The sequence below is a fragment of the Zooshikella ganghwensis genome, from assembly GCF_018263875.1.
Classification (GTDB): Bacteria; Pseudomonadota; Gammaproteobacteria; order Pseudomonadales; family Zooshikellaceae; genus Zooshikella; species Zooshikella ganghwensis.
On the sequence record NZ_JAEVHG010000001.1, the window covers coordinates 831,905 to 852,124 of the forward strand.

At 42.8% G+C, this 20,220-nt stretch carries 19 protein-coding genes and 2 tRNA genes; 18 read left to right on the forward strand and 3 right to left on the reverse strand.

The annotated features are described in order from the left end of the window. Positions 1-3: 3 nt before the first annotated feature. On the reverse strand, positions 4-729 hold the full coding sequence (locus KHS79_RS03640) for a type II secretion system protein N (protein ID WP_212716694.1): 726 nt from the start codon (positions 727-729) through the stop codon (positions 4-6). 445 nt (positions 730-1,174) lie between these two features. Here KHS79_RS03640 and gspE point away from each other — a divergent pair, with 445 nt between their 5' ends. The 11 genes from gspE (at position 1,175) to KHS79_RS03695 (ending at position 9,571) form a co-directional block, all read left to right on the forward strand. Further along, entirely contained in the window at positions 1,175-2,746 is a 1,572-nt protein-coding gene (gene gspE / locus KHS79_RS03645) for a type II secretion system ATPase GspE (RefSeq protein ID WP_027707543.1), read from the forward strand. Between the two features lie 14 nt (positions 2,747-2,760). Next, the gene (gene gspF / locus KHS79_RS03650; protein WP_212716696.1) at positions 2,761-3,978 is read left to right on the forward strand and encodes a type II secretion system inner membrane protein GspF; all 1,218 of its coding nucleotides are present in this window, start codon (positions 2,761-2,763) and stop codon (positions 3,976-3,978) included. 27 nt (positions 3,979-4,005) lie between these two features. Beyond that, positions 4,006-4,446, forward strand: a complete 441-nt coding sequence (gspG, locus tag KHS79_RS03655) for a type II secretion system major pseudopilin GspG (RefSeq protein ID WP_027707545.1) — start codon at positions 4,006-4,008, stop codon at positions 4,444-4,446. A gap of 4 nt (positions 4,447-4,450) precedes the next feature. Continuing rightward, the gene (gspH, locus tag KHS79_RS03660; protein WP_133296114.1) at positions 4,451-5,020 is read left to right on the forward strand and encodes a type II secretion system minor pseudopilin GspH; all 570 of its coding nucleotides are present in this window, start codon (positions 4,451-4,453) and stop codon (positions 5,018-5,020) included. Continuing rightward, positions 4,992-5,390 carry a type II secretion system minor pseudopilin GspI gene (gspI, locus tag KHS79_RS03665; protein ID WP_038290459.1) on the forward strand — a complete coding sequence of 133 codons (399 nt, stop codon included), beginning with the start codon at positions 4,992-4,994 and terminating at the stop codon, positions 5,388-5,390. The genes gspH and gspI overlap by 29 nt, the downstream gene beginning before the upstream one ends. After that, on the forward strand, positions 5,387-6,103 hold the full coding sequence (gene gspJ, locus KHS79_RS03670; RefSeq protein WP_212716698.1) for a type II secretion system minor pseudopilin GspJ: 717 nt from the start codon (positions 5,387-5,389) through the stop codon (positions 6,101-6,103). Before gspI ends, gspJ begins: the two co-directional genes overlap by 4 nt. Positions 6,104-6,105: 2 nt before the next feature. After that, positions 6,106-7,281 (forward strand): type II secretion system minor pseudopilin GspK, encoded by a 1,176-nt coding sequence (gene gspK, locus KHS79_RS03675; protein ID WP_212716701.1) that lies wholly within the window; start codon positions 6,106-6,108, stop codon positions 7,279-7,281. A gap of 18 nt (positions 7,282-7,299) precedes the next feature. Further along, positions 7,300-8,643 carry a type II secretion system protein GspL gene (gene gspL, locus KHS79_RS03680; RefSeq protein ID WP_212716703.1) on the forward strand — a complete coding sequence of 448 codons (1,344 nt, stop codon included), beginning with the start codon at positions 7,300-7,302 and terminating at the stop codon, positions 8,641-8,643. Between the two features lie 17 nt (positions 8,644-8,660). Then, positions 8,661-9,149, forward strand: a complete 489-nt coding sequence (gene gspM / locus KHS79_RS03685; RefSeq protein WP_212716705.1) for a type II secretion system protein GspM — start codon at positions 8,661-8,663, stop codon at positions 9,147-9,149. Positions 9,150-9,380: 231 nt separating this feature from the next. Beyond that, positions 9,381-9,456 (forward strand) — tRNA-Val (locus KHS79_RS03690). Positions 9,457-9,494: 38 nt separating this feature from the next. Further along, positions 9,495-9,571: transfer RNA gene (locus KHS79_RS03695), tRNA-Asp, on the forward strand. 399 nt (positions 9,572-9,970) lie between these two features. On the opposite strand, the gene KHS79_RS03700 is transcribed toward KHS79_RS03695, so the two are convergent. Next, complete coding sequence (locus KHS79_RS03700; RefSeq protein WP_212716707.1) at positions 9,971-10,981, reverse strand: AraC family transcriptional regulator; 1,011 nt, start codon at positions 10,979-10,981, stop codon at positions 9,971-9,973. A gap of 113 nt (positions 10,982-11,094) precedes the next feature. Here KHS79_RS03700 and KHS79_RS03705 point away from each other — a divergent pair, with 113 nt between their 5' ends. From KHS79_RS03705 to KHS79_RS03715, 3 genes are all read left to right on the forward strand, one after another. Beyond that, positions 11,095-13,119 (forward strand): NADPH-dependent 2,4-dienoyl-CoA reductase, encoded by a 2,025-nt coding sequence (locus KHS79_RS03705; protein ID WP_212716709.1) that lies wholly within the window; start codon positions 11,095-11,097, stop codon positions 13,117-13,119. A 349-nt stretch (positions 13,120-13,468) separates the two neighbouring features. After that, positions 13,469-14,782: a hypothetical protein gene (locus KHS79_RS03710; RefSeq protein WP_212716711.1), complete on the forward strand. Its 1,314-nt coding sequence runs from the start codon at positions 13,469-13,471 to the stop codon at positions 14,780-14,782. A 93-nt stretch (positions 14,783-14,875) separates the two neighbouring features. Then, positions 14,876-15,817 carry a 1-aminocyclopropane-1-carboxylate deaminase/D-cysteine desulfhydrase gene (locus KHS79_RS03715; RefSeq protein WP_212716712.1) on the forward strand — a complete coding sequence of 314 codons (942 nt, stop codon included), beginning with the start codon at positions 14,876-14,878 and terminating at the stop codon, positions 15,815-15,817. A gap of 6 nt (positions 15,818-15,823) precedes the next feature. On the opposite strand, the gene KHS79_RS03720 is transcribed toward KHS79_RS03715, so the two are convergent. Then, positions 15,824-16,816 (reverse strand): DUF1853 family protein, encoded by a 993-nt coding sequence (locus tag KHS79_RS03720; protein WP_212716714.1) that lies wholly within the window; start codon positions 16,814-16,816, stop codon positions 15,824-15,826. Between the two features lie 243 nt (positions 16,817-17,059). On the opposite strand from KHS79_RS03720, the gene KHS79_RS03725 reads away from it, so the two are divergent. From KHS79_RS03725 to KHS79_RS03740, 4 genes are read left to right on the forward strand one after another with little or no spacing between them, the layout of a single operon-like run. Next, positions 17,060-17,944: an NAD(+) kinase gene (locus tag KHS79_RS03725; RefSeq protein WP_027707555.1), complete on the forward strand. Its 885-nt coding sequence runs from the start codon at positions 17,060-17,062 to the stop codon at positions 17,942-17,944. 13 nt (positions 17,945-17,957) lie between these two features. Then, entirely contained in the window at positions 17,958-18,947 is a 990-nt protein-coding gene (locus KHS79_RS03730; RefSeq protein ID WP_212716716.1) for a metallophosphoesterase, read from the forward strand. A gap of 14 nt (positions 18,948-18,961) precedes the next feature. Next, complete coding sequence (locus tag KHS79_RS03735; protein WP_212716718.1) at positions 18,962-19,849, forward strand: rhomboid family intramembrane serine protease; 888 nt, start codon at positions 18,962-18,964, stop codon at positions 19,847-19,849. 46 nt (positions 19,850-19,895) lie between these two features. Continuing rightward, positions 19,896-20,159: a YeaC family protein gene (locus tag KHS79_RS03740; protein WP_212716721.1), complete on the forward strand. Its 264-nt coding sequence runs from the start codon at positions 19,896-19,898 to the stop codon at positions 20,157-20,159. The last annotated feature ends 61 nt before the right edge of the window (positions 20,160-20,220 follow it).

A 20,220-nucleotide genomic window follows, 5' to 3' on the forward strand; every position in this document is an offset into this window, starting at 1 on the left:
GCTTTAACCCCCTGTGGAGCTGTTTTCGAGAGCACGCATCCTTTCTCTGAGCTCTTGCATTCGTTGTTTTATCTGAGACTGGTCGTAGCTCGGTGTATAAATCGGTGCTTTTTCCTCTTTGCGCTTAACCGGAGTTGCTGGCAATAACGACGTGGGTTCTGGGCGGGAAAAAGCAGAATCTTGAGTAGGCTGAATAGGTGCTTTTGGTAGCTGAGTTATATTCACTTCAATGGCTTGGAAGCGACTTTGTCCATGAGCTTCAGGAAAATAAAGTGTTTCAAGGACTCCATTTCGAGAAATAACAATATGATCAGAGTGCACTTTATCAAGCTGCGCATTGCCCGGTAATGTATCCCCTACATAATAAAGTGCAGTGCGCCGGTCGCTTCCTTCTATAATGGCACTGGACAGTTTGTCATCAGTATTCGCAAAAGCGCCTTTAAGTATTAATCGTAGATTAGTTTTAGGGATATTTTTTTGAACAGTTTGTGGGTCCTGACCTCGGCCAAATAAGAGTGCAACATTGGCGGGATTAATAGCAGTCTTTTGGTATTGAGAGGGTTGCCGAATGATTTCTGGCTGTGCAGGCTCAGCAATGAGAAGGGTATAAATAGACAAGCCTTGGGAAGCAACTGTCATCCCTATTATGGTTAACAGAACGAAGATGAGCACCGAAATATTTTTGGGATGCCCCAAGATAAGGTAAGGAGGTAGTGAAGCTGCTTTCATTACTGATTATTCTATATTCTATAGTGATCGTTTGTTTGGTCAGTTGTTGAGTAAGGAAATGTACCACAACAAACGTATTATTAATGACATAATAACAGCAAATGCTTGAAACGGGTCAAGCAAGTAGCTGTAAGACTGTGAAATTTTTAAAAAATATTATTCCCTTAATGCTTTAGTGCTCAAAAAAAAGGTGACCAAATTTCCAAAATAGGTCTATGACTAAATAGTCTAGTTATAGATTGTTTGCACTTGGTTCACAACTGATGTAAACCATTGGGAACTGTTGGCTTTGTTTAAGACCTAAAAGGAAGCAAATGGTTCAAAGCAGCAGGTGCTCATACTAGCCTCCAGACTAGCTATGTCGAGTTAGTGAAATTGGGCATAGATGCTAGTAGCTATCCCAGGCATAATCTTACTATTGATAATCATAATTTCGGGTGGGTAGATGACTGCGCAAGTACAAATTAAGTCAGTCCAAAAAGAGGCTGCGAATACTGAAAACAAGGATGTGTCGTCGCAGCCAGAACTAACAAATCAAGAAGTCTCCTTTGAGGAAAAGCGCCTACCTTTTGCGTTTGCTAAGAAATATGGTGTGCTTTTTCAAACGCAGGAAGATGGCCATGTTCGGGTGTTCCATAAGAAGGGTTTGACGCCCATGATTGCAGCTGAGCTGAGGCGATACACTGCAGCCAGCATGAGTTATGAACTTGTGGATGAAGATCGTTTTGGTGAATTGCTTTCTGTAATTTACCAAAGTGATAGCGGAGCACTGCAAAACGTTGCTGGTATTGGCGATGACATGGACTTGGCTAGTTTGGCTGATCAGGTTCCAGAGTCTGAAGACTTACTTGAACAGGCTGATGATGCCCCCGTTATTCGATTGATCAATGCCATTTTATCTGAAGGCATTAAAGAAGGAACATCAGATATTCATATTGAGACCTTTGAAAAACACTTAGCTGTGCGCTTCAGGGTCGATGGTGTGCTGCAAGAAAAGCTGCGATTGAAAAGGCAGCTTGCGCCGCTACTAACTTCTCGTATCAAAGTTATGTCTAAGCTGGACATTGCCGAAAAAAGAGTACCTCAAGATGGGCGTATTGCTTTGCGAGTAGCTGGCAAAGAAGTTGACGTGCGGGTATCTACGTTGCCATCTAACAGTGGTGAGCGGATTGTAATGCGTCTGTTAGATAAATCAGCTGGGCGTTTGAACTTAACCCACTTAGGTATGTCTGCTGATGATATGCAGCTGATGAAGACTATTTTATCTCGTCCTCATGGCATTATTCTTGTCACAGGGCCAACTGGTTCGGGTAAAACAACTTCGCTTTACGCTGCTCTTTCAACACTTAATGATCAAACACGTAATATCCTTACGGTAGAAGACCCGATTGAGTATAACCTGGAAGGCATTGGTCAAACACAAGTCAATACTAAAGTTGATATGACCTTTGCGCGTGGTTTGCGCGCTATCCTCCGGCAAGATCCTGATGTGGTCATGGTAGGTGAGATCCGTGATACAGAAACGGCTGAAATAGCTGTACAAGCTAGTTTAACTGGACACTTAGTTTTATCTACTTTACACACTAACAGTGCTGTAGGTGCGATAACCCGCTTACAGGACATGGGTGTAGAGCCATTTTTATTGTCTTCAAGTCTTGTTGGTGTTGTTGCTCAGCGGCTAGTGCGCCGGTTGTGTCAGAGCTGTAAAGATCCTTACCGTCCTGATGATGCAGAGTGCTTGAGGCTGCATTTAAATGTAGATGTGCCGCCAGAGATTTACCGAGCAAAAGGCTGCGCTGACTGTAACTATACTGGTTATAAAGGGCGAAACGGGATTTATGAAATTATCCCGATTGATAGTGAAGTGAGACGGTTAATTCATAACCAAGCAGGCGAGCAAGAGATTATTGAATACGTTCGCATTAATCGACCCAGTATTCGTGAAGATGGACGGCGTAAAGTGCTTGCAGGATTAACTACTCTGGAAGAAGTTTTAAGGGTAACACAAGAAGATTAGCAGAAGGTTTAAGTGTGGCCGCTTACGAATTTACAGCCCTGAATGCCAAGGGAAAGCAAGAACGTGGTACATTGGAAGCAGATAGTGCTCGACAGGTTCGACAACTGCTTCGAGAGAAAAAACTTACACCCTTAACTGTTGAGGTTGCATCGCAGCAAGAGCGAAAAGCAAAGGGTGGTGGTAGTATTCTTGCGGGAGGCATTTCTACATCAGCACTCGCACTGCTTATTCGTCAATTAGCAACATTAATTCAAGCCGCTCTTCCGATTGAAGAGGCTTTACGAGCTGTAGCTGAGCAGCAGGAAAAGCAGCGTATTAAAAATATTGTGCTATCAGTTCGCTCTAAGGTTTTGGAGGGCTATACCTTAGCACAAAGCATGGAGTGCTTCCCTGGCGTTTTTCCTTCGATGTATTGTGCAACGGTTTCTGCAGGAGAGCATGCGGGTTTTTTGGATAAAGTACTTAATCAGTTGGCAGATTATTCAGAGTCTCGCCAGCAGTCTCAGCAGAAAATAAAAATGGCACTGGTGTATCCAGCATTATTAATACTGGCTTCTTTTGGGATTGTTGCCTTTCTATTAGGCTTTGTGGTTCCAGATATTGTTAAGGTCTTTATTGATAGTGGTCAGGAACTTCCTGCGCTTACCACAATCTTGATATCATTGAGTGATGTCTTTAAGGACTTCTGGTATCTCATAGTACTTGCCATTATTGGTATTGTGGTGACTACCCGTTACCTATTAAGCAAACCTCCTATTAAGCTTCGTTTTCATCGCTTTATTTTGCGGGTGCCGCTAGTAGGGCGTTTGAATCGGCAGATGAATACGGCACGCTTTGCCAGTACGCTAAGTATTCTGACACGAAGTGGAGTGCCCTTAGTTGAAGCGTTAAAAATTGCCACAGAGGTAGTTTCTAACCTTTATATCAAACAGGCGCTAAGTACTTTGCCACAACAGGTGAGTGAAGGGGTGAGCTTAACTAAGGCGATGGAGCAGACAGGTCATTTTGCACCCATGATGCTACATATGATTGCGAGTGGAGAGGCCAGTGGGGAACTTGATGATATGCTGGAGCGAACAGCGCGAAGTCAGGAGACTGATTTAGAAAGTCGAATGGCGGTTATAGTTGGCTTATTCGAACCGCTGACGCTCATGTTTATGGGGGGGATAGTGTTGATAATTGTACTTGCAGTGTTATTACCGATCCTCAACATGAACCAGCTTCTAGGTTAATACAACGAGAATGTAAGGAATGAAACTGTGAGAAGAAATGTTGCAAGGCCGAAGCAGTCAGGCTTTACCCTTATCGAGATTATGGTTGTTGTAGTTATTTTGGGTATCTTGGGTGCGCTTGTGGTGCCTAAGATAATGAGCCGTCCTGATCAGGCTAAAGTGACTGTTGCTCGATCAGATATTGCAAACATTAAAACAGCACTGGAAATGTATAAGCTTGATAACCATAACTATCCCAGCACAGACCAAGGACTAGAAGCACTGGTGCGTAAACCCAGTGGTCAGCCTGAAGCCCGTAACTGGAATCCTGATGGCTATTTAGAGAAAATTCCAGTAGACCCATGGGGGCGTCATTATCAGTTTCAGTCACCAGGTAACCACGGCAAGTTTGACCTTTATTCGTTAGGTGCTGATGGTAAAAAAGGTGGTGAAGGCTTTGATACAGACATCACCAGTTGGGAAGGCTAAGTAAGTGACTTCTTTGCCCTCTAAAATGCATGTGTCAAAAGGCTTTACCCTTGTTGAAGTGTTGGTGGTTATCGTTATTATCGGTACCCTTGTAGGCATCACAATGGTAAGTCCATTAATGCGAGATGGAGGGCAAAAAGTTTTACAGGATGAGTCTCGGCGGTTGCAGCAGCTGTTTCAGCTTGCGGCTGACCACGCTCTGCTCAAAGGAGTTGAGCTTGGTTTTAAGAGTGATGGCCGTCGTTATGAGTGGTTACAATTTAATGAAGGGGAAGGGGCTTGGCAGCCTATTGAAGAAGGCCACTTTCAGCAGTATGAAATGCCTGATGGACTGATCCTGGATGTAAAGCCTGAAGAAGATCCCTTTCTGAATAGTAAGTCAACAACCCTATCCAAAAGTAAAAGCAACTCTACTAAGCAAAAAGATAAAGGAAAAGTAACGCCTGATGTAGTTGTATATAGTGACTCTCAAGTTACGCCTTTTCGAATGACTCTCTCCGATGATAACTCCAAAACACCTTATTATTTAGTCACTGATGGTTTTAATGGCATTGAAGTTAAAACAGAAAAGTAAAGGGTTTACGCTGCTAGAAGTCATGATTGCATTAGCGATATTTGCTTCTGCAGCTGCAGTTGTTGCTATGTCTGGATCAACAGGTGTTAGACAGGCTGCTTATCTCGAAGACAAAATCCTTGCTGGCTGGGTTGCAGAAAACTATCTAAATCAACTCAAGCTTTCCCGTGACTGGCCTGATACCGGTGATAAACAGGCCTCAGTCCGTTTTGCGGAAAGGGACTGGCAGGTTATTGCGGAGATAAAAACAACCGGTCAGGATGGGTTTAGGCGTGTTGAAGTTGCGGTTATTCCTGAGCAAGGTGGTAGTGTTAATAAAGAGCGAAGTCTTTATCGCATGATTGGCTTCTTAAGGAAGCAGAGCGAATGAAGCCTTTGCTAAACGCAAAAATCAAGCGAAAAACTCAAAGTGGTGGCTTTACGCTTTTAGAGCTGATGATCGCCATTGCCATTTTTTCTATTGTGAGTATGGCTGCATATTCATTGTTTCACACAACCGCACGGACACAAGCGGTCACAGAGAAAAGCCTTAAGCGACTGAATGAAGTACAACGGGCCTTTCTGATTATGGAAAAAGACTTTTCACAGCTAGCCCCCCGCCCAATAAAGAGTGAACTAGGGGAAGTGCTACCAGCTTTTGTAGCGAATCAGGGCGGTTATTTAGTTGAGTTTACCCGGCAAGGATGGCGTAATCCTGCGCTGGCCAAGCGCAGTGAGTTTCAGCGTGTCGCCTACACGCTTGAAGATGACAAACTTATTCGGCGATTTTGGTTGGTACTAGATCGTGCACCTAATCCTCCCTATAAAGATCAAGTGATTTTAACCGGTGTTAATAGCATCAGTTTCCGTTTCCTCAATCAAGAGCATAACTGGGTAGAAGACTGGGCTGTGGCAAATAATCCTGGAGCATCAAATCCCTTTGCCAACAATAATAGCTCAGACCCTAACGAACTCGTGCCTGGAGGGGTTGAGCTGGCCCTAGATGATCCTCGTTACGGTAGGATGGTTAGGTACTTTGTGGGGGTGAGTACACCAAAACCACAGCAGAAAAACCAGATTCCTAACATTCCTGGAGGAGGATAGCTATGCGAGATAAGAATCCTACTCCCTCGTTTCCAAAGCGTCAGCGTGGTGTCGCCCTGATTTTTGTGATGGTAATTTTTAGTTTGATCAGTGTGATGGTAGCAAAAGTAGTAACTGAGCTTCATTTCCAGACAGATCGAACATCCCACTTTTTAATGCGGAGCCAAGCTCGAGCCTATGCTTTAGCCGCAGAAGATTTGGTTGCTCAATTATTGTTAGCTGATTTAGAAAACGATAAAAAAAACCAACCTGCAGGATCAACTACCCCTCCTAATACAGGGACTGGTAATACACAAAACTCTTCCACAGTTGACCATTTAAAAGAGCCTTGGAGCCTTATTGATCGCTACTACCCTCTAGATGAAATTGAGTCAGGGGTTATTGGGGAAAGTAAAGATAAGGAAAAAATTAAAGAAGGTGATTACATTTATATTAATGTGATTGACTTGCAAGGTTATATCAATGTGAATTGGCTTTCTTCTTCCTCAAACTCAAACCCTTCAACTGGAGAGCCTCCACGAAGTGTTGATGGTGATGATAGTAGCAAGGGGAAGACAAAAGGAAGTGGTGGTAAGGACTTATTTAATAACCTGATCACTAAGCTGGGTCTTAATGTGCCTACTCAGCAGATAACCGACTGGGTGGATGAAAATGATCAAACTACGCCTGGTGGTGGCTTTGAGGATAACGAATATTTGCTGAATGAGATGCCTTATCGAGCAGCTGACAGGGCGATCACATCAATTTCTGAATTAATGTTTTTACCTAAAATGGACCCTAAGCTTTATAAGCAATTAGCGCCTTATATTGTCGCACTACCACCTGACGCTAAGTTAAATATTAATACAGCTCCCAAAGAGGTTTTAATGTCGTTACTGCCTAATATGCAGGAAGCGCAAGCTGAAGAAATAATTCGCCAGCGAGGTGATAAGGGATTTGACTCGGTCGATAAGTTAACGTCATTGTCTATGTTTGCTGGGCAAGGGAATAAACTAAATAAAGACGCATTAGTTGTATCCAGTAACTATTTTTTAGCAGTAATTACCGTTAAGTTTGCCGATGCGCGTTATCATATGCTTAGTTACTACAAACGTGCTGAGAAGCAAGTTGATGTTATCTCTCGGGCAGAAGGGCGTTTGCCAGCACCTTTAGTTCAAAATAAACCCAAAAAGACATAAATTAGGCTGTTAATTGGTATGGAACGTCACCTTTTTGTACGGATTTTATCTCTACCTAGTGAAGACCCTGCAGACATTGATACTGAGTGGCTGCTGTGTTCCAGTGAAGGTGAGGTTATTAGTGGTCCCGCTAAAGGAAGCTTGTTATCGATAGAGGAAACGCTTGCTGAAGAAAACGCTTTAGGCCAAGCGAAGACAGTGTTTATTTTGCCAGGTGATCAGGCATTACTGGTGAAAGTGCCTGTCAGTGACGCTCAAATGAAGCATATAAAGCAAGCTTTGCCCTATATGCTAGAAGATCACTTGGTTAATGATGTGGATGATATGCTAATTGTCACCAATAGCCAGGTGAATGAAGGAATGCTGCCTGTAGCCGCTATTGCACATGAGTCAATGAGTAAGCTGTTTGCGGCCATTTCTGACTTAGCGCTGAACCCTTATCTTTGTATCTCTGAGGCTCAGTTAGTCAATACCACCTCTTCAGAAGTTATACAGGTTGTTGTTGATGGGGATAAAGCTTTAATGGCTATTCCAGAAGACAACTACTTTAGTGTAGACACTTCCATTTTACCAATGACGTTACAAACGGTATTAGAAAACCCCGCTGAGTATCGTATGATTGATGCTGAGGATGACCCTACATTGGCAATGTCGGCAGGATATACTCGGCTAAAAGTGACTGTAGCTAAGCCTGTTACTTTAGAAATAAAACGATTATTAAAACAGTTAGAACATCAGTTGCAGCAGTACCAAATTGAGCTGGAATTTTCTGCGTTAAAGGGTGCTATTTTTCATTATTTGTGTCGCAGTTTTTTACAGAATCAAAGCCGCCAAAAATATATTAACCTCTTTCAAAACCAATATTCCGTGAGTGCTGACAGTGGTGCAGGGTTTGCGAAGTGGAAAAGTGTTATCTATTTGGCGGCAACCTGGGTGGTTGTCACATTAGGTCTGCATTTGGGGCAGGCCATTTATTTTGGTCAGCAAAGTGATGTTTTACATCAACAGGCAGAGGAAGTTTTTCGTTCGATATATCCGAATGCACGCAATGTTTTTGACCTTAAAGACAGTATGACAAGCCGGATGAAACAAAATGCTTCTTCAGGTGGTGAGGGGGTATTTATCAAATTACTGGTAGATGTTTCATCAGTCACCCAGCAGTTGGGGAGCCAGCAAATAAAACCTAAAAGCCTGGACTTTAATAGTTCTGGTAATTCTCTAATGCTTGAAGTGAATGCTAAGAGTTATGAAGTATTGGATGCTTATGTCAATCAGTTAAAACAAAGGGGTATGAGTGCCAAGCTGGAAACAGCTAATCAAGAAAAAGAGACTGTTTTAGCACGTATTAATATTCAAGCATAGCAAGGTAGATTGATAGTATGGCATCACCTTTCAAGGAAAAAATAACTGCACAGTTAAATGCAATGCCAGAGCGAGATCGGCGCGCTTTGGTCATTATGGTTATTGCTGTCACATTAACTGTGGTGTACATGTTGATTTGGGAACCGATCATGCAGTGGTCTGAGGAATCCCGCAAGGAGTATCAGTCAAATATGGATACGCTTGCTTTTATTCAGGCGAATGAGCAAGCAGCTAGGCAAAGCACAAGTCAGGGTGTGCAGCAGGTCTCGCGAGATAAATTATCAGCAGTCGTCACTGGAGCCGCCAGGCAACAAGGTATTAAATTAAGTCGGGTACAACCTTCGAATGAGGGTGTAACGGTCTGGATGGACCAAGTTGCCTATCAGAAGTTATTGGCTTGGGTCATTAACTTGCATAATCAATATCACTTTTCTATCGATAAAATTAGGATTGATGCTCAAGATGAGGCTGGCATGGTAAGAGCCTATCTGAGTATTACTATGTAAAGTCTTATCAATAATGAGCTTACGGTGCCTTGCTTATACGGCGGTTGTTTTATACTCGGACAATAAGTGTTATGGATTACGTGTATAAAAATGATTTGTGAAGGAGGGTAAATTCTGCTCGATATAAAAGTACTGGAGTGCTTTAGTAGTAAAGCATAGTTTTTAGATTGTCAGGCAATACATTAACTGTTGACTCTGAGAAAAATACCAGTAGAATGCGCATCACCTGTCGGGCAGGTAGCTCAGCTGGGAGAGCATCGCCCTTACAAGGCGAGGGTCGGGGGTTCGAACCCCTCCCTGCCCACCACGTCAGGTTAGTAAAACAGGTGACACAGTATAAGATATGGAGCGGTAGTTCAGTTGGTTAGAATACCGGCCTGTCACGCCGGGGGTCGCGGGTTCGAGTCCCGTCCGCTCCGCCATATCTAAAGATCTTAAATCCCCTCATTACTACTTCATGCTTTAAATCAAGTTTTCTAGTCTCGTGAAATCCTTTTCTAGCTTTTAATTACCAAAGCTTACTTTATTAAGCTATTCTCAACAGTGGCTTAGTTATTGCCTTACTTTACCTGCTGGTTTTTAACGTAGCATTTGCAAGCCAGATGGTTTTTGCCTGCCTCAAATACAAGAGAGGGGTGTATAAAACCTTTGATGTACGCATAGTGATCAGTACTAATAACTTTTGCACAAATAGAGGGCACTTAAATGGAAGATTATGTTGAGGAGTTGTTAGAGCAACAACAGCAGTCAGAAGACTGGTTTGAACTGGCAGAGCAACACGAAACACCTGTAGATTTTCCTTTGGATTATGAAGAGTAATTTCACTCTTTTTGTCGTACTTGACCAGGAGTTTGTTTAGTCCAACGTTTAAATGCTCGCTGGAAGGCTTCTGGGGATGAAAAGCCTAATAAATAAGCAATTTCTGAAAAGCTAAGCGGTGTTTCTTTTACATAGTTAAGCGCTAAATCCAACCGGGTTTGATTGAGTAATTTTTGAAAAGACGTATTTTCTTCATTAAGTTTACGTCTCAGTGTCCACTGAGATAAACCTAACTGTGATGCGGTGAACTCTAGTGTGGGCTGACCTCCATGCAGTTCCCGTGAAAGGATACGAGCGACGCGTTCCTGCCATCGAGCAGAAAAGGTGAGTTGTTTTTTCTTTTGCTCGCATACAGCCAGTAGCGAGTTATACATAACATGATGTCTAAACCGATTACTCTGTGTAAGAGATGATACAGAGATAACTAGCTTATTAAATGGTTGAGAAAAGTAGACTGGACACTTAAAAAACTGTTTAAACTGATTGGCATAGGCTGGTGCAGGAAACTCAAAGAATACCTCTGCCAGGAGATTTTCAGGTTTAGCAAGCCAGCGCAACGTTTTTAACCAGCTTAGTAAAACAGACTCAGCAATAAATTGGTTATAAACCGTATACGGAGAAATACTGTAAAAGTTTATATGACAACTGTCTCCTGAATATTCAATAAAAGACTCCCCTCGCACACTTTCACTGGTTAGGCATTCATAATCTATCAATGCTGTTATCGCCATTTTTAGATTGGGTGCACTCATTGCTAATAAGCCAGCTAAGCCCCACTGCTGGATGGGAGCATATTGTCCCATTATTAAGCCAAGGTAGGGTTCTTGGGTTAATGTGATTGCTGCAGCTCCCAGATGCATAAACTTGGCAATGCTTACTTGCTGTTGCTCATCATTCAGCGTTGGCAGTGCTAACCCAAACTCATTTAATAAAGGTTCTGGCCTTTTACCACAGCGACGAATTGCATTAGCCAGTGTCTCTATATAGGTTACTGAAACATTACCTAACTTCATCAGTACCTGCTCATCATGGTCAGTAAAGTGTCACTCTTAATCATTGTCGGCATTATAAGACAGATTTATGGTAAGCCGCAGAAAAAGAAATGAATGCCTGATTAGGAGTGATCATGAATCAACATTACCCTCACTTACTAAAACCACTTGATTTAGGGTTCACCACGTTAGCCAACCGTGTGTTAATGGGGTCAATGCATACAGGATTAGAAGAAAGACCTAATGGTTTTGAGCGTTTAGCTGCCTTTTACCGAGAGCGAGCACTTGGTGGTGTCGGATTAATCGTGACAGGGGGCATCAGTCCGAATGAAGTGGGTGCTGTTCTAAAGGGAGCAGCAAAACTGACCAATAGCAAAGAGGTGGCGCAGCATAAGGTTATTACTCAGGCAGTCCATGATGTTGGCGGTAAAATATGTATGCAAATTCTCCATGCGGGACGTTATGCATACAATCCCGCTAATGTTGCACCTTCTGCAATTCAGGCACCGATTAACCCATTCAAGCCTCATGCTCTGACTTCAGATGAGGTAGAACAACAAATTTCTGACTTTGTACAATGTGCTCAGCTCGCAAAAGAATCGGGATATGATGGTGTAGAAATCATGGGTTCTGAAGGCTACCTGATTAATCAGTTTATCGTGGCTGAGACGAACCAAAGAGATGATGAATGGGGGGGCGCTTTTAATCAACGCATTAGATTTCCTATTGAAATTGTTCGGCGTACTCGTGAAGCTGTTGGAGAAGACTTTATCATCATTTTCAGGCTTTCTATGTTGGATTTAGTGCCAGGTGGCAGCCAGTGGGATGAAGTAGTTACGCTGGCTCAGGCGATTGAGCAGGCAGGTGCAACCTTGATCAATACTGGCATTGGCTGGCATGAAGCAAGAGTGCCGACAATTGCCACAATGGTTCCTCGGGGAGCCTTTGCAGAAGTTACAGCAAGACTGCGCCCTTCAGTAACAATTCCAGTGATCGCAACCAATCGTATCAATACCCCAGAAATAGCAGAGAATATTTTGGCAGCTAACCAAGCAGATATGGTTTCTATGGCGCGTCCTTTCCTGGCGGATGCAGACTTTGTCAATAAAGCAGCTGAAGGACATTCAAACCTTATTAATACCTGTATTGCCTGCAACCAAGCTTGTCTTGATCACACCTTTCAAATGAAGCTGACCAGCTGTTTGGTTAATCCTCGCGCTTGCCATGAGACAGAGCTGGTCATTCGTCCTGTGAATGGAGCAGCAAAGAAAATAGCGGTTGTTGGTGCTGGCCCAGCTGGACTTGCCTTTGCCTGTACTGCTGCAGAACGAGGTCATGAAGTAACACTTTTTGAACAAAGTGATCAAATTGGTGGACAGTTTAATTTAGCCAAACAGATACCTGGTAAAGAGGAGTTTCATGAAACGTTAAGGTATTTTACCCAACGTTTACAGTTGGCGGGTGTGAGTGTGAGAACAGGAGTGCCCATTAAGGCTGATGACTTAATTGCACAGCAGTTTGATGAAGTTATTTTAGCCACAGGAGTATCTCCTCGAACCCCTGAAATTCCTGGCATCGGACATCCTTTAGTGATGAGTTATTTAGATGTGATTAAAAAACAGAAGCCTGTTGGGAATAACGTGGTAATTATTGGCGCAGGAGGTATAGGGTTTGATGTGGCAGAGTATATAACCCATAAGTCTTCAGAGGCATCAGAACCCCAGGCATTTTGCCATGAATGGGGAATTGATCTTTCAGTCAGTGAGCGAGGTGGCATTATTGCTTCGGATCATTCTCGTCCTGAACGTAAGGTCTTTTTATTACAGCGCAAAAAGTCAAAAGTGGGCAAAAATCTTGGCAAAACAACGGGCTGGATTCATCGCGCACAGCTTAAACAGCGCGGTGTTGAGATGATGAATGACGTCCAGTATGAGCGGATTGAAGCGAATGGAATTCATGTAACGGTTGGGGGAAATCCATCGTTTATAGCAGCAGAGTCGATTATTATTTGTGCGGGCCAGGATCCTGATCAAGCCCTTTATCAACCATTAGCTTCTGCAGGCATGAGTGTGCATTTGATAGGTGGTGCAGATAAAGCGGCAGAGTTGGATGCCAAACGCGCAATTGCTCAGGGAACTGAGTTAGCCGCTAAGTTATAGTGTTGCTATTAAAGGCTAATTAAAACAAAGCGTTAACACGACTGTTTGAATTATTTACCGCTTAGCTATCGATAACTGGTTGTTTTTTAAACGAACTATTGCTATGGAAATCACATTTTTTGTGCAGTAGTTTCACTACAATGAGGCGAACGTGCAAAGCTAACTATCTGAAAAGTAGAAATAATTTTGCATATCGTTATTTCGATTAGTTCTCAGGGTGACCGAGAACTAATCTGTAAAAATGAGTGGCTTGTTGTTTTTTTAAACCTGGTCATTTCATTGGTGTAGTGAATCGTTATGATAACAAGCTGGTATTACCTATTTTCTTACAAGGTAAAAGGAGTTCGCCTTGAATAAGTTCGCTGAAGCAGTCATGTTTTTCAACACAAAAGGCATTTGCAAACAAATGCTTATGTCTGAGTTTGAAGCAGTTCTTGACGGTGTCGTTCATTTAGAAGAGTTTAAAACTCAAACAGTTAAAGGTGCTTACGTGCAAATTGATGCAAATTTGCATGTAACTGCAGCTGTTTTATTCCTCTTGGATTTTGATCGAGAGGGTATGGCAGATCGCAGCTGGAATGTGCCATTAAAGCATATGTCATCTGTGGCTGATAAAGGCCCTAACTTAGGTGCAGGACCTATTCGGCTGGCCACTCGGACTAATTGCCCTGTGAACTGGCATCATGCCAGCCTATGGGACTATCGTCAGAATGCCTCAGTTAATGAACTTGTGCTACTAAAAGCGGCCGCTAAACGTAACCGGTTGCGCCTTTTTACAGACGTAAATAACACAACTGTCGTTAAACTGGTTCAAAACAATGAACCAGAGCCAACTCAGTTAGCTGCGGCTCGTGCTATCAAGGCAGTTAAGTTGCATGAAGAAAAACTGGCTAAATTGGCATTACAAAGCAAAGAAGAAATAGCGCGTCTCAAGCAACAGTTTAGCCACGAGCTTGCACGTTATAAGCAAGAACTAGCGTTAGCAAAGCAAGCTAATGAACAGTTAGCTAATAAAAACCGCGCACTGGTTATGAAACTTGAAAATCAAAAACAACAGTTTCAAGAAAGTCGTAACGAAATGACACAGCTGCTAAAAGAAATTGAGCAGCAGAGCCGTGCAGAGCTGGCAACAATGCAGCAGCAATTAGAGTTTCAGATCAGAACTAAGGTTCGTTCTGCAACGCAAGAGTTAAAAGAGCAACTACGTGCTAAAGAAGTTGAGCAAGAGTATTTAGAAGAGCTTGATAAACAGCAGCAAACTGAAATAAAAGACTTACATAAAGAAATTGCTCGTCTGCAGAGTGGTAGCCCTCACCAACTGCTTGATCAGCTGGCTGCAAAAGGGGTGATATTTGTTGCCTATCATCCAGGTGTTGGGCATGTCACTATTCCACTCAACGAAGTAGAGCGTTATTTAGAAGATAATATTGCTTATGTTGCGGCAAAGTGTTTTGTCAGTAAAGAGCACTATTTAAAGTGGCGTCGTCACTATGAATCGTCACGATGTGAAGCGGCAGGTGAGGATGGAAAGAGCTGCGGCCAGCCTGTCAAGCGTATTGATATGCCAGGGCAGTTTATCGATGGTGATTCAAACCGCTGTGAGCATCATAAAAATGACAAGGAATCAGCTCCAAATAATGTAACGGATTTACAGCTGGCTTAGTTTAGAAAATTTAAGCAAGCTAGTATTTTGGGCTAGTTTTGGTAATACCAGTTGCAGTGCATATAATGGGGTTTTTATAATGCTTACCCGATTATGTGCACTGACATTTTTATCTCTCAATTCCCCACATTTACACCTCCCTTTCAGTCACTTTCTCACGCTTTAGCCCGTGAAAAAAATATTCAACTGGACGTGCTGCGTTTGGATTTAGTACACCCAAAGATTTCAGGTAACAAGTGGTATAAGTTGAAATATAACCTTAAAGCAGCAATTACCCATGGTGCTGACTGTATCGCGAGCTTTGGTGGTGCTTATTCAAATCATATTCATGCCTTGGCAGCGGCAGGCTCATACTTGGGGCTTGAAACAGTGGGCTTTATTCGAGGGCATAAGCCCAAGTTGTTATCTCCAACACTTAAAGATGCCGCTGAAATGGGGATGCAGCTCATTTATTTGGATCGAGCGTCTTATCGGGAAAAACACCTGCCTGAACAGCGAAGCATACTGGCAAATCAGTTTATTGATAACAGCAGATCCGTTTACTGGGTACCAGAGGGGGGAAGTAACCTTTTAGCAGTACAAGGTACACAGGAAATTACCGAAAACGAACAGGTAAAACAGTTTGACTATATTTTTGCAGCCTGTGGTACGGGGGGAACATTAGCAGGGTTAATAAAAGGTGCTGCTAATCATCAACAAGTTATTGGTGTACCTGTGCTTAAAGGTGGGGGATTTCTTCAGGGTGTTATCGAAGGCTTTTTACGGGATTCAGGGCTTGAAGAAAACAAACAGTGGCATTTATGGCTAGATGGTCACTGGGGAGGCTATGGCAAAACCAATGAACAGCTTCACCAGTTTATTTTATCAATCGAAAAGGACTATGCTTTGCCATTAGATCCTATTTATACAGGTAAGCTTGTATGGCGAGTGCTTGAGGGTATAAAGCGAGATGAAATACCAGCAGGAAGTCGAGTGCTCATCATTCACAGTGGAGGTTTACAAGGGCGCAGAGGATTTCCACAATACTATAAATGAAGTCTTTTACTTTTCTTGTGAAGAGGCTGTTGCCTTATCTAACCAGTGGTCAGCAACAACAAAAAAACGCCTTATCTCATTAAAAAAGTGACGCTCTTGATAGCAGGCGGCAATTAACTGTGGTGGTTGAGCCAGCGCAAACCGTTGCTGCATGGATTGCTGTAAAGCAGCGTCACTCATAAAACCTTTTATTTCATTGGTAGCTTGCCGATGAACAGTGGAAAGCCACTCTAATTTGGCGAGAGGAATATACGCCAGTTGACCTTTTAATTTGTATGAATCTGTGAGGGTTGCTAAATATTCAGTTAATTTACTGACAGCGACCCAATCGCCGGTAAGATGCTGAGGGTTGGCCTGTTTGGGTGGGGGACAATACTGTTGATAAGGATAAAATAAATAACCTTGTAGCATACCTTCTTTTATAGGCTCATTCTCTTGTAATGGTTGTCCTGTTTGCTTAGTTAACTGCTTTAACTCTAACTTTGCTGCTGGGTGTTCACTCAGTCTTAATTGCTTAGTCAGCATTTTATTGACTTTGAGATCAAGCCTATCTTGACAATTAGGTCCCACCCATTGATGCCATGAGCTTGATTTTTGTTTTGTTTGACTGGGCAAACCTAAATAAAACTTGACAGCAAGTTCACGATGTATCCAATGATTTACTGTTTGATCAAAGTAAAGTAAGTCAAACTCTCCTAATGTTCGGCCTGCAGAGTGGACTGGGATATTATGTTTTAGAAAGTGAACCTTTGGTTGATGTTGTAATAACGTATGGACCAGCGTTTCATAATAATGCCCAAGACGGTAGTTTTGTTTCTTTTGTAACGCTAACTGAAGTACTTCAAGTTGATCTTGTTGCCAAGAGATGGTGTGGTCGTAAAAAGGTCTTTCTAAAAAGAAAGTTGAAGCTGTATTAGTTTGACCATAAGGCAAGAGAATAACAGGGGATTGATTAATCCACTGTAAGTCTTGAAATAACTGTTCAATTCGGTAAGTCATTAGTAATCAGTATTTTAGGCTTGTAGATTGAGATACCCTCATAACTCAAACATATATGCACGAAAGCTATATTATGCATATGTTGTTTATTTTGCCTATAGATTAAGAGTACCGCACAACTTAAAGTTATTAAACAAAGCGTAATAATTCAGGTTTTAGCTGTAAGTAACTCTAGAAGGTAGACATTATGCGCTGAGCCAGTGACAATCAGTCAAAACAAGTAGCCTGTTATCACGGAGTGTTATGGAGCAATTTAAGCATGTCGGTGTTATCGGTCGACTAGGCAGTGCAGAGGTCGTTGAGACTCTGAAGCGATTAAAAAAATTTCTGCTCTCTGAAGGGGTTCATGTCATTTTGGACAAACCTCTTGCTGATGTTTTACCTGGACATGGGCTTCAGGTGTGTAGCCATAATATGATGGGTGAGGTTTGTGACTTGGTAGTGGTTATCGGAGGCGATGGAAGTATGCTTGCCGCAGCAAGAGCACTGGCCCGCTACCGAGTGCCTGTGCTTGGTATTAATCGAGGGCGGCTAGGCTTTTTGACAGATATTCACCCGGATGAAATCGAGCAGCGTGTCGGTGAAGTACTGGCGGGTAAATACATCATGGAGAGCCGCTTCTTATTGCAAGCTGTGGTTAAGCGTCAAGGTCAACCTATTGGCCAGTCAGATGCATTGAACGATGTTGTGTTACACCCTGGTAAAGTTGCGCGAATGATCGAGTTTGAAGTTTATATAGAAGGGCAGTTTGTCTATAGCCAGCGCGCAGATGGTCTTATTATTTCAACGCCTACGGGCTCAACGGGTTATTCTTTATCAGGTGGCGGTCCAATCATGCACCCCAAACTGGATGCCATTGTGGTCGTACCTATGTTTCCGCATACTTTGACCAGTCGTCCCCTTGTGGTGGATGGCAACACAGAAATCAAAATTGCTATTAGTGGACACAATACCACCTACCCACAAGTTATTTGTGATGGTCAGGTGCATATTCCAGCATCACCCTCTGATACCATTACCGTGGCAAAGAAACCACAGCGTCTAAAACTCATCCACCCCTTGAACCATAATTATTATGAAGTGTGTCGACGTAAACTAGGGTGGGGCAATCGTTTAGGAGAGGGATGAGGTTGAGATTTATATGAGTTGGATTACGGCAGATACTGCTGATGGGTATGACTTAATTGGTGATATTCACGGCTGTGCTCGTGCATTAGTGCTGTTGTTAAAAAAGTTAGGTTATCGACAATATCGTGGTTGCTTTCGCCACCCTCGACGCAAAGCCATATTTATGGGAGATATTGTAGATCGAGGCCCTCGTATACGTGATGCACTCCATATTGTAAAAGACATGGTTGATCATGATCAGGCGCATATTGTCATGGGTAATCATGAGTTCAATGCGTTAGCGTACTGTACACCAGCACTTGAGGGCAGTGGACGATCATACTTGCGCGAGCATAACCCTCGACACCACCGTCTCATTGCGGAAACTTTAGAACAATTTGCTTGTCACCCTAAAGAGTGGCAAATGTTTTTACAATGGTTTAAAGAGCTGCCCTTATTTTTAGAGTTTGCTCAATTTCGGGTGGTCCATGCATGTTGGGATCAACGACTGATTGAGGCTTTTTGGAGCCGCTATCAGCGAGCAACTATTGACGACGATTTTTTACATCAAACCATTGTTTCTCGGAGCTTTGAAAAGTACTGCGTTAGTCGTCTTATTCGTGGCATAGATATTCCACTGCCAAAAGGCATAAAAATTGAGAGTAAGGATGGCTATATTCGCAATCGGTTTCGTGCGCACTTTTGGCATCCTGACCCAGAAACATACCAGGACGTTATCTTTCAGCCAGATCCGTTGCCACCAGCCGTGGCAGCAGAAACGCTCACAGCTGAAGATAAAAACCGCTTGTTTGTTTATGAGCTAAACGAAAAGCCATTATTTGTGGGTCACTACTGGCAAATGGGCGTGCCACACCCCATTCGTCCAAACATTGCATGCCTTGACTACAGTGCAGTCAAATACGGCAAGTTAGTGGCTTATCGTATGGATAATGAAACGGTATTAGATAAAAAGAAGTTTGTATGGGTTGAAGTGGAGCCGCGAAGCCCTTTTGTGCCTCGCTAAAAGGAAGAATAACTATGATGCGATTGCTTGAGGTCCCTGCTGAACAGGACTTACGTTCATTCTCATTGTATTTGTTTCACCAGGGGGTGAAGCACAAAATCACTGAAGAATCGGGGCAGCAAGTATTATGGCTGGTGACAGAAGACCAGCAACAACAAGTTTCACACTGGTTTCAGCAGGTCCAGTGTGGAGAATTAGATTTATCACGTTACCAGGCTGTGATTGATAATCCTCCGCCACAACCTACTCAAAGCGCACAGTTCTCAATCAGCCAGATAAGCCTCTTCCCAATAACAGCCTTTTTCTTAGTTATTAACTTATTTGTAGCCGCGATGACTGGGCTTGGCAGTAACTATCAAGTCGTGTCGTGGCTAACCTTTGTAGACTTTACCCTAATAGGTAATTATGTATTAGCCGCATCAATGGGTGATGTGTTTGCAAACCATCAATATTGGCGTTTGTTGTCACCAATTTTCCTGCACTTTGGCTGGCTCCATATCATCTTCAATATGCTTTGGCTCTATGTGCTGGGTCGGCGTATCGAAAACAAAGACAGTAGTGGCCTTATGTTTGGCTTAGTGCTATTTGTCGGCTTTCTTTCTAACCTTGGACAATATTTAATGTCAATGGATCACCCCATCTTTGGTGGTTTTTCGGGTGTTGTTTATGGCTTGTTAGGCTACTGTTGGGTTAGAGAAAAGCTGGCCAACGTGAGCTTTTCTATCCCTCAAAGTATCTATATGTTTATGCTCGTCTGGTTGGTGATTGGTTACTCAGATATTTTAGCTGTGATAGGCTTTGGTAATGTGGCAAATACAGCCCATACCGTGGGTTTATTAGCTGGTTGCTTGTTTGCAGCATTTCGAGGCCGTTATAATCCAGATAATGCGCTTCGATGTTAAAGCACCTCTAAAAAAGGCACTTTTTTTGTGATAGCTGAGAGAATCTATGGACTTTTCGCAACTCATTAACCAAATTGATGCAGATACCTACCAGCGCTTAAAAACGGCAGTAGAAATTAGAAAGTGGCCAGATGGTCGTGTCCTTGAACCATCTCAAGTTGAGCTTTGTTTGCAAGCGATCATTGCCTATGAGCACAAGCACTTACCTGTAGATCAACACACGGGGTTTATGAGCCAGCAATGTGCCAGTCAGACCAAGCTAGACACTGAGCAGGCAGATAGTCAGCCACAGACTGTAAAAATAAAGTAATAAACCTTCTCCCGTGATTTATACAAAACCTAAATAAAAGGTATAAGACCTTTATCGGTAC

Bases quoted from the DNA above. Each gene is read 5' to 3' on its own strand.
- KHS79_RS03640 (WP_212716694.1), bottom strand. From the start codon at position 729: ATGAAAGCAGCTTCACTACCTCCTTACCTTATCTTGGGGCATCCCAAA.
- gspE (WP_027707543.1), top strand. From the start codon at position 1,175: ATGACTGCGCAAGTACAAATTAAGTCAGTCCAAAAAGAGGCTGCGAAT.
- gspI (WP_038290459.1), top strand. From the start codon at position 4,992: ATGGCATTGAAGTTAAAACAGAAAAGTAAAGGGTTTACGCTGCTAGAA.
- gspJ (WP_212716698.1), top strand. From the start codon at position 5,387: ATGAAGCCTTTGCTAAACGCAAAAATCAAGCGAAAAACTCAAAGTGGT.
- gspK (WP_212716701.1), top strand. From the start codon at position 6,106: ATGCGAGATAAGAATCCTACTCCCTCGTTTCCAAAGCGTCAGCGTGGT.
- gspL (WP_212716703.1), top strand. From the start codon at position 7,300: ATGGAACGTCACCTTTTTGTACGGATTTTATCTCTACCTAGTGAAGAC.
- gspM (WP_212716705.1), top strand. From the start codon at position 8,661: ATGGCATCACCTTTCAAGGAAAAAATAACTGCACAGTTAAATGCAATG.
- KHS79_RS03700 (WP_212716707.1), bottom strand. From the start codon at position 10,981: ATGAAGTTAGGTAATGTTTCAGTAACCTATATAGAGACACTGGCTAAT.
- KHS79_RS03705 (WP_212716709.1), top strand. From the start codon at position 11,095: ATGAATCAACATTACCCTCACTTACTAAAACCACTTGATTTAGGGTTC.
- KHS79_RS03715 (WP_212716712.1), top strand. From the start codon at position 14,876: ATGTGCACTGACATTTTTATCTCTCAATTCCCCACATTTACACCTCCC.
- KHS79_RS03720 (WP_212716714.1), bottom strand. From the start codon at position 16,816: ATGACTTACCGAATTGAACAGTTATTTCAAGACTTACAGTGGATTAAT.
- KHS79_RS03725 (WP_027707555.1), top strand. From the start codon at position 17,060: ATGGAGCAATTTAAGCATGTCGGTGTTATCGGTCGACTAGGCAGTGCA.
- KHS79_RS03730 (WP_212716716.1), top strand. From the start codon at position 17,958: ATGAGTTGGATTACGGCAGATACTGCTGATGGGTATGACTTAATTGGT.
- KHS79_RS03735 (WP_212716718.1), top strand. From the start codon at position 18,962: ATGATGCGATTGCTTGAGGTCCCTGCTGAACAGGACTTACGTTCATTC.
- KHS79_RS03740 (WP_212716721.1), top strand. From the start codon at position 19,896: ATGGACTTTTCGCAACTCATTAACCAAATTGATGCAGATACCTACCAG.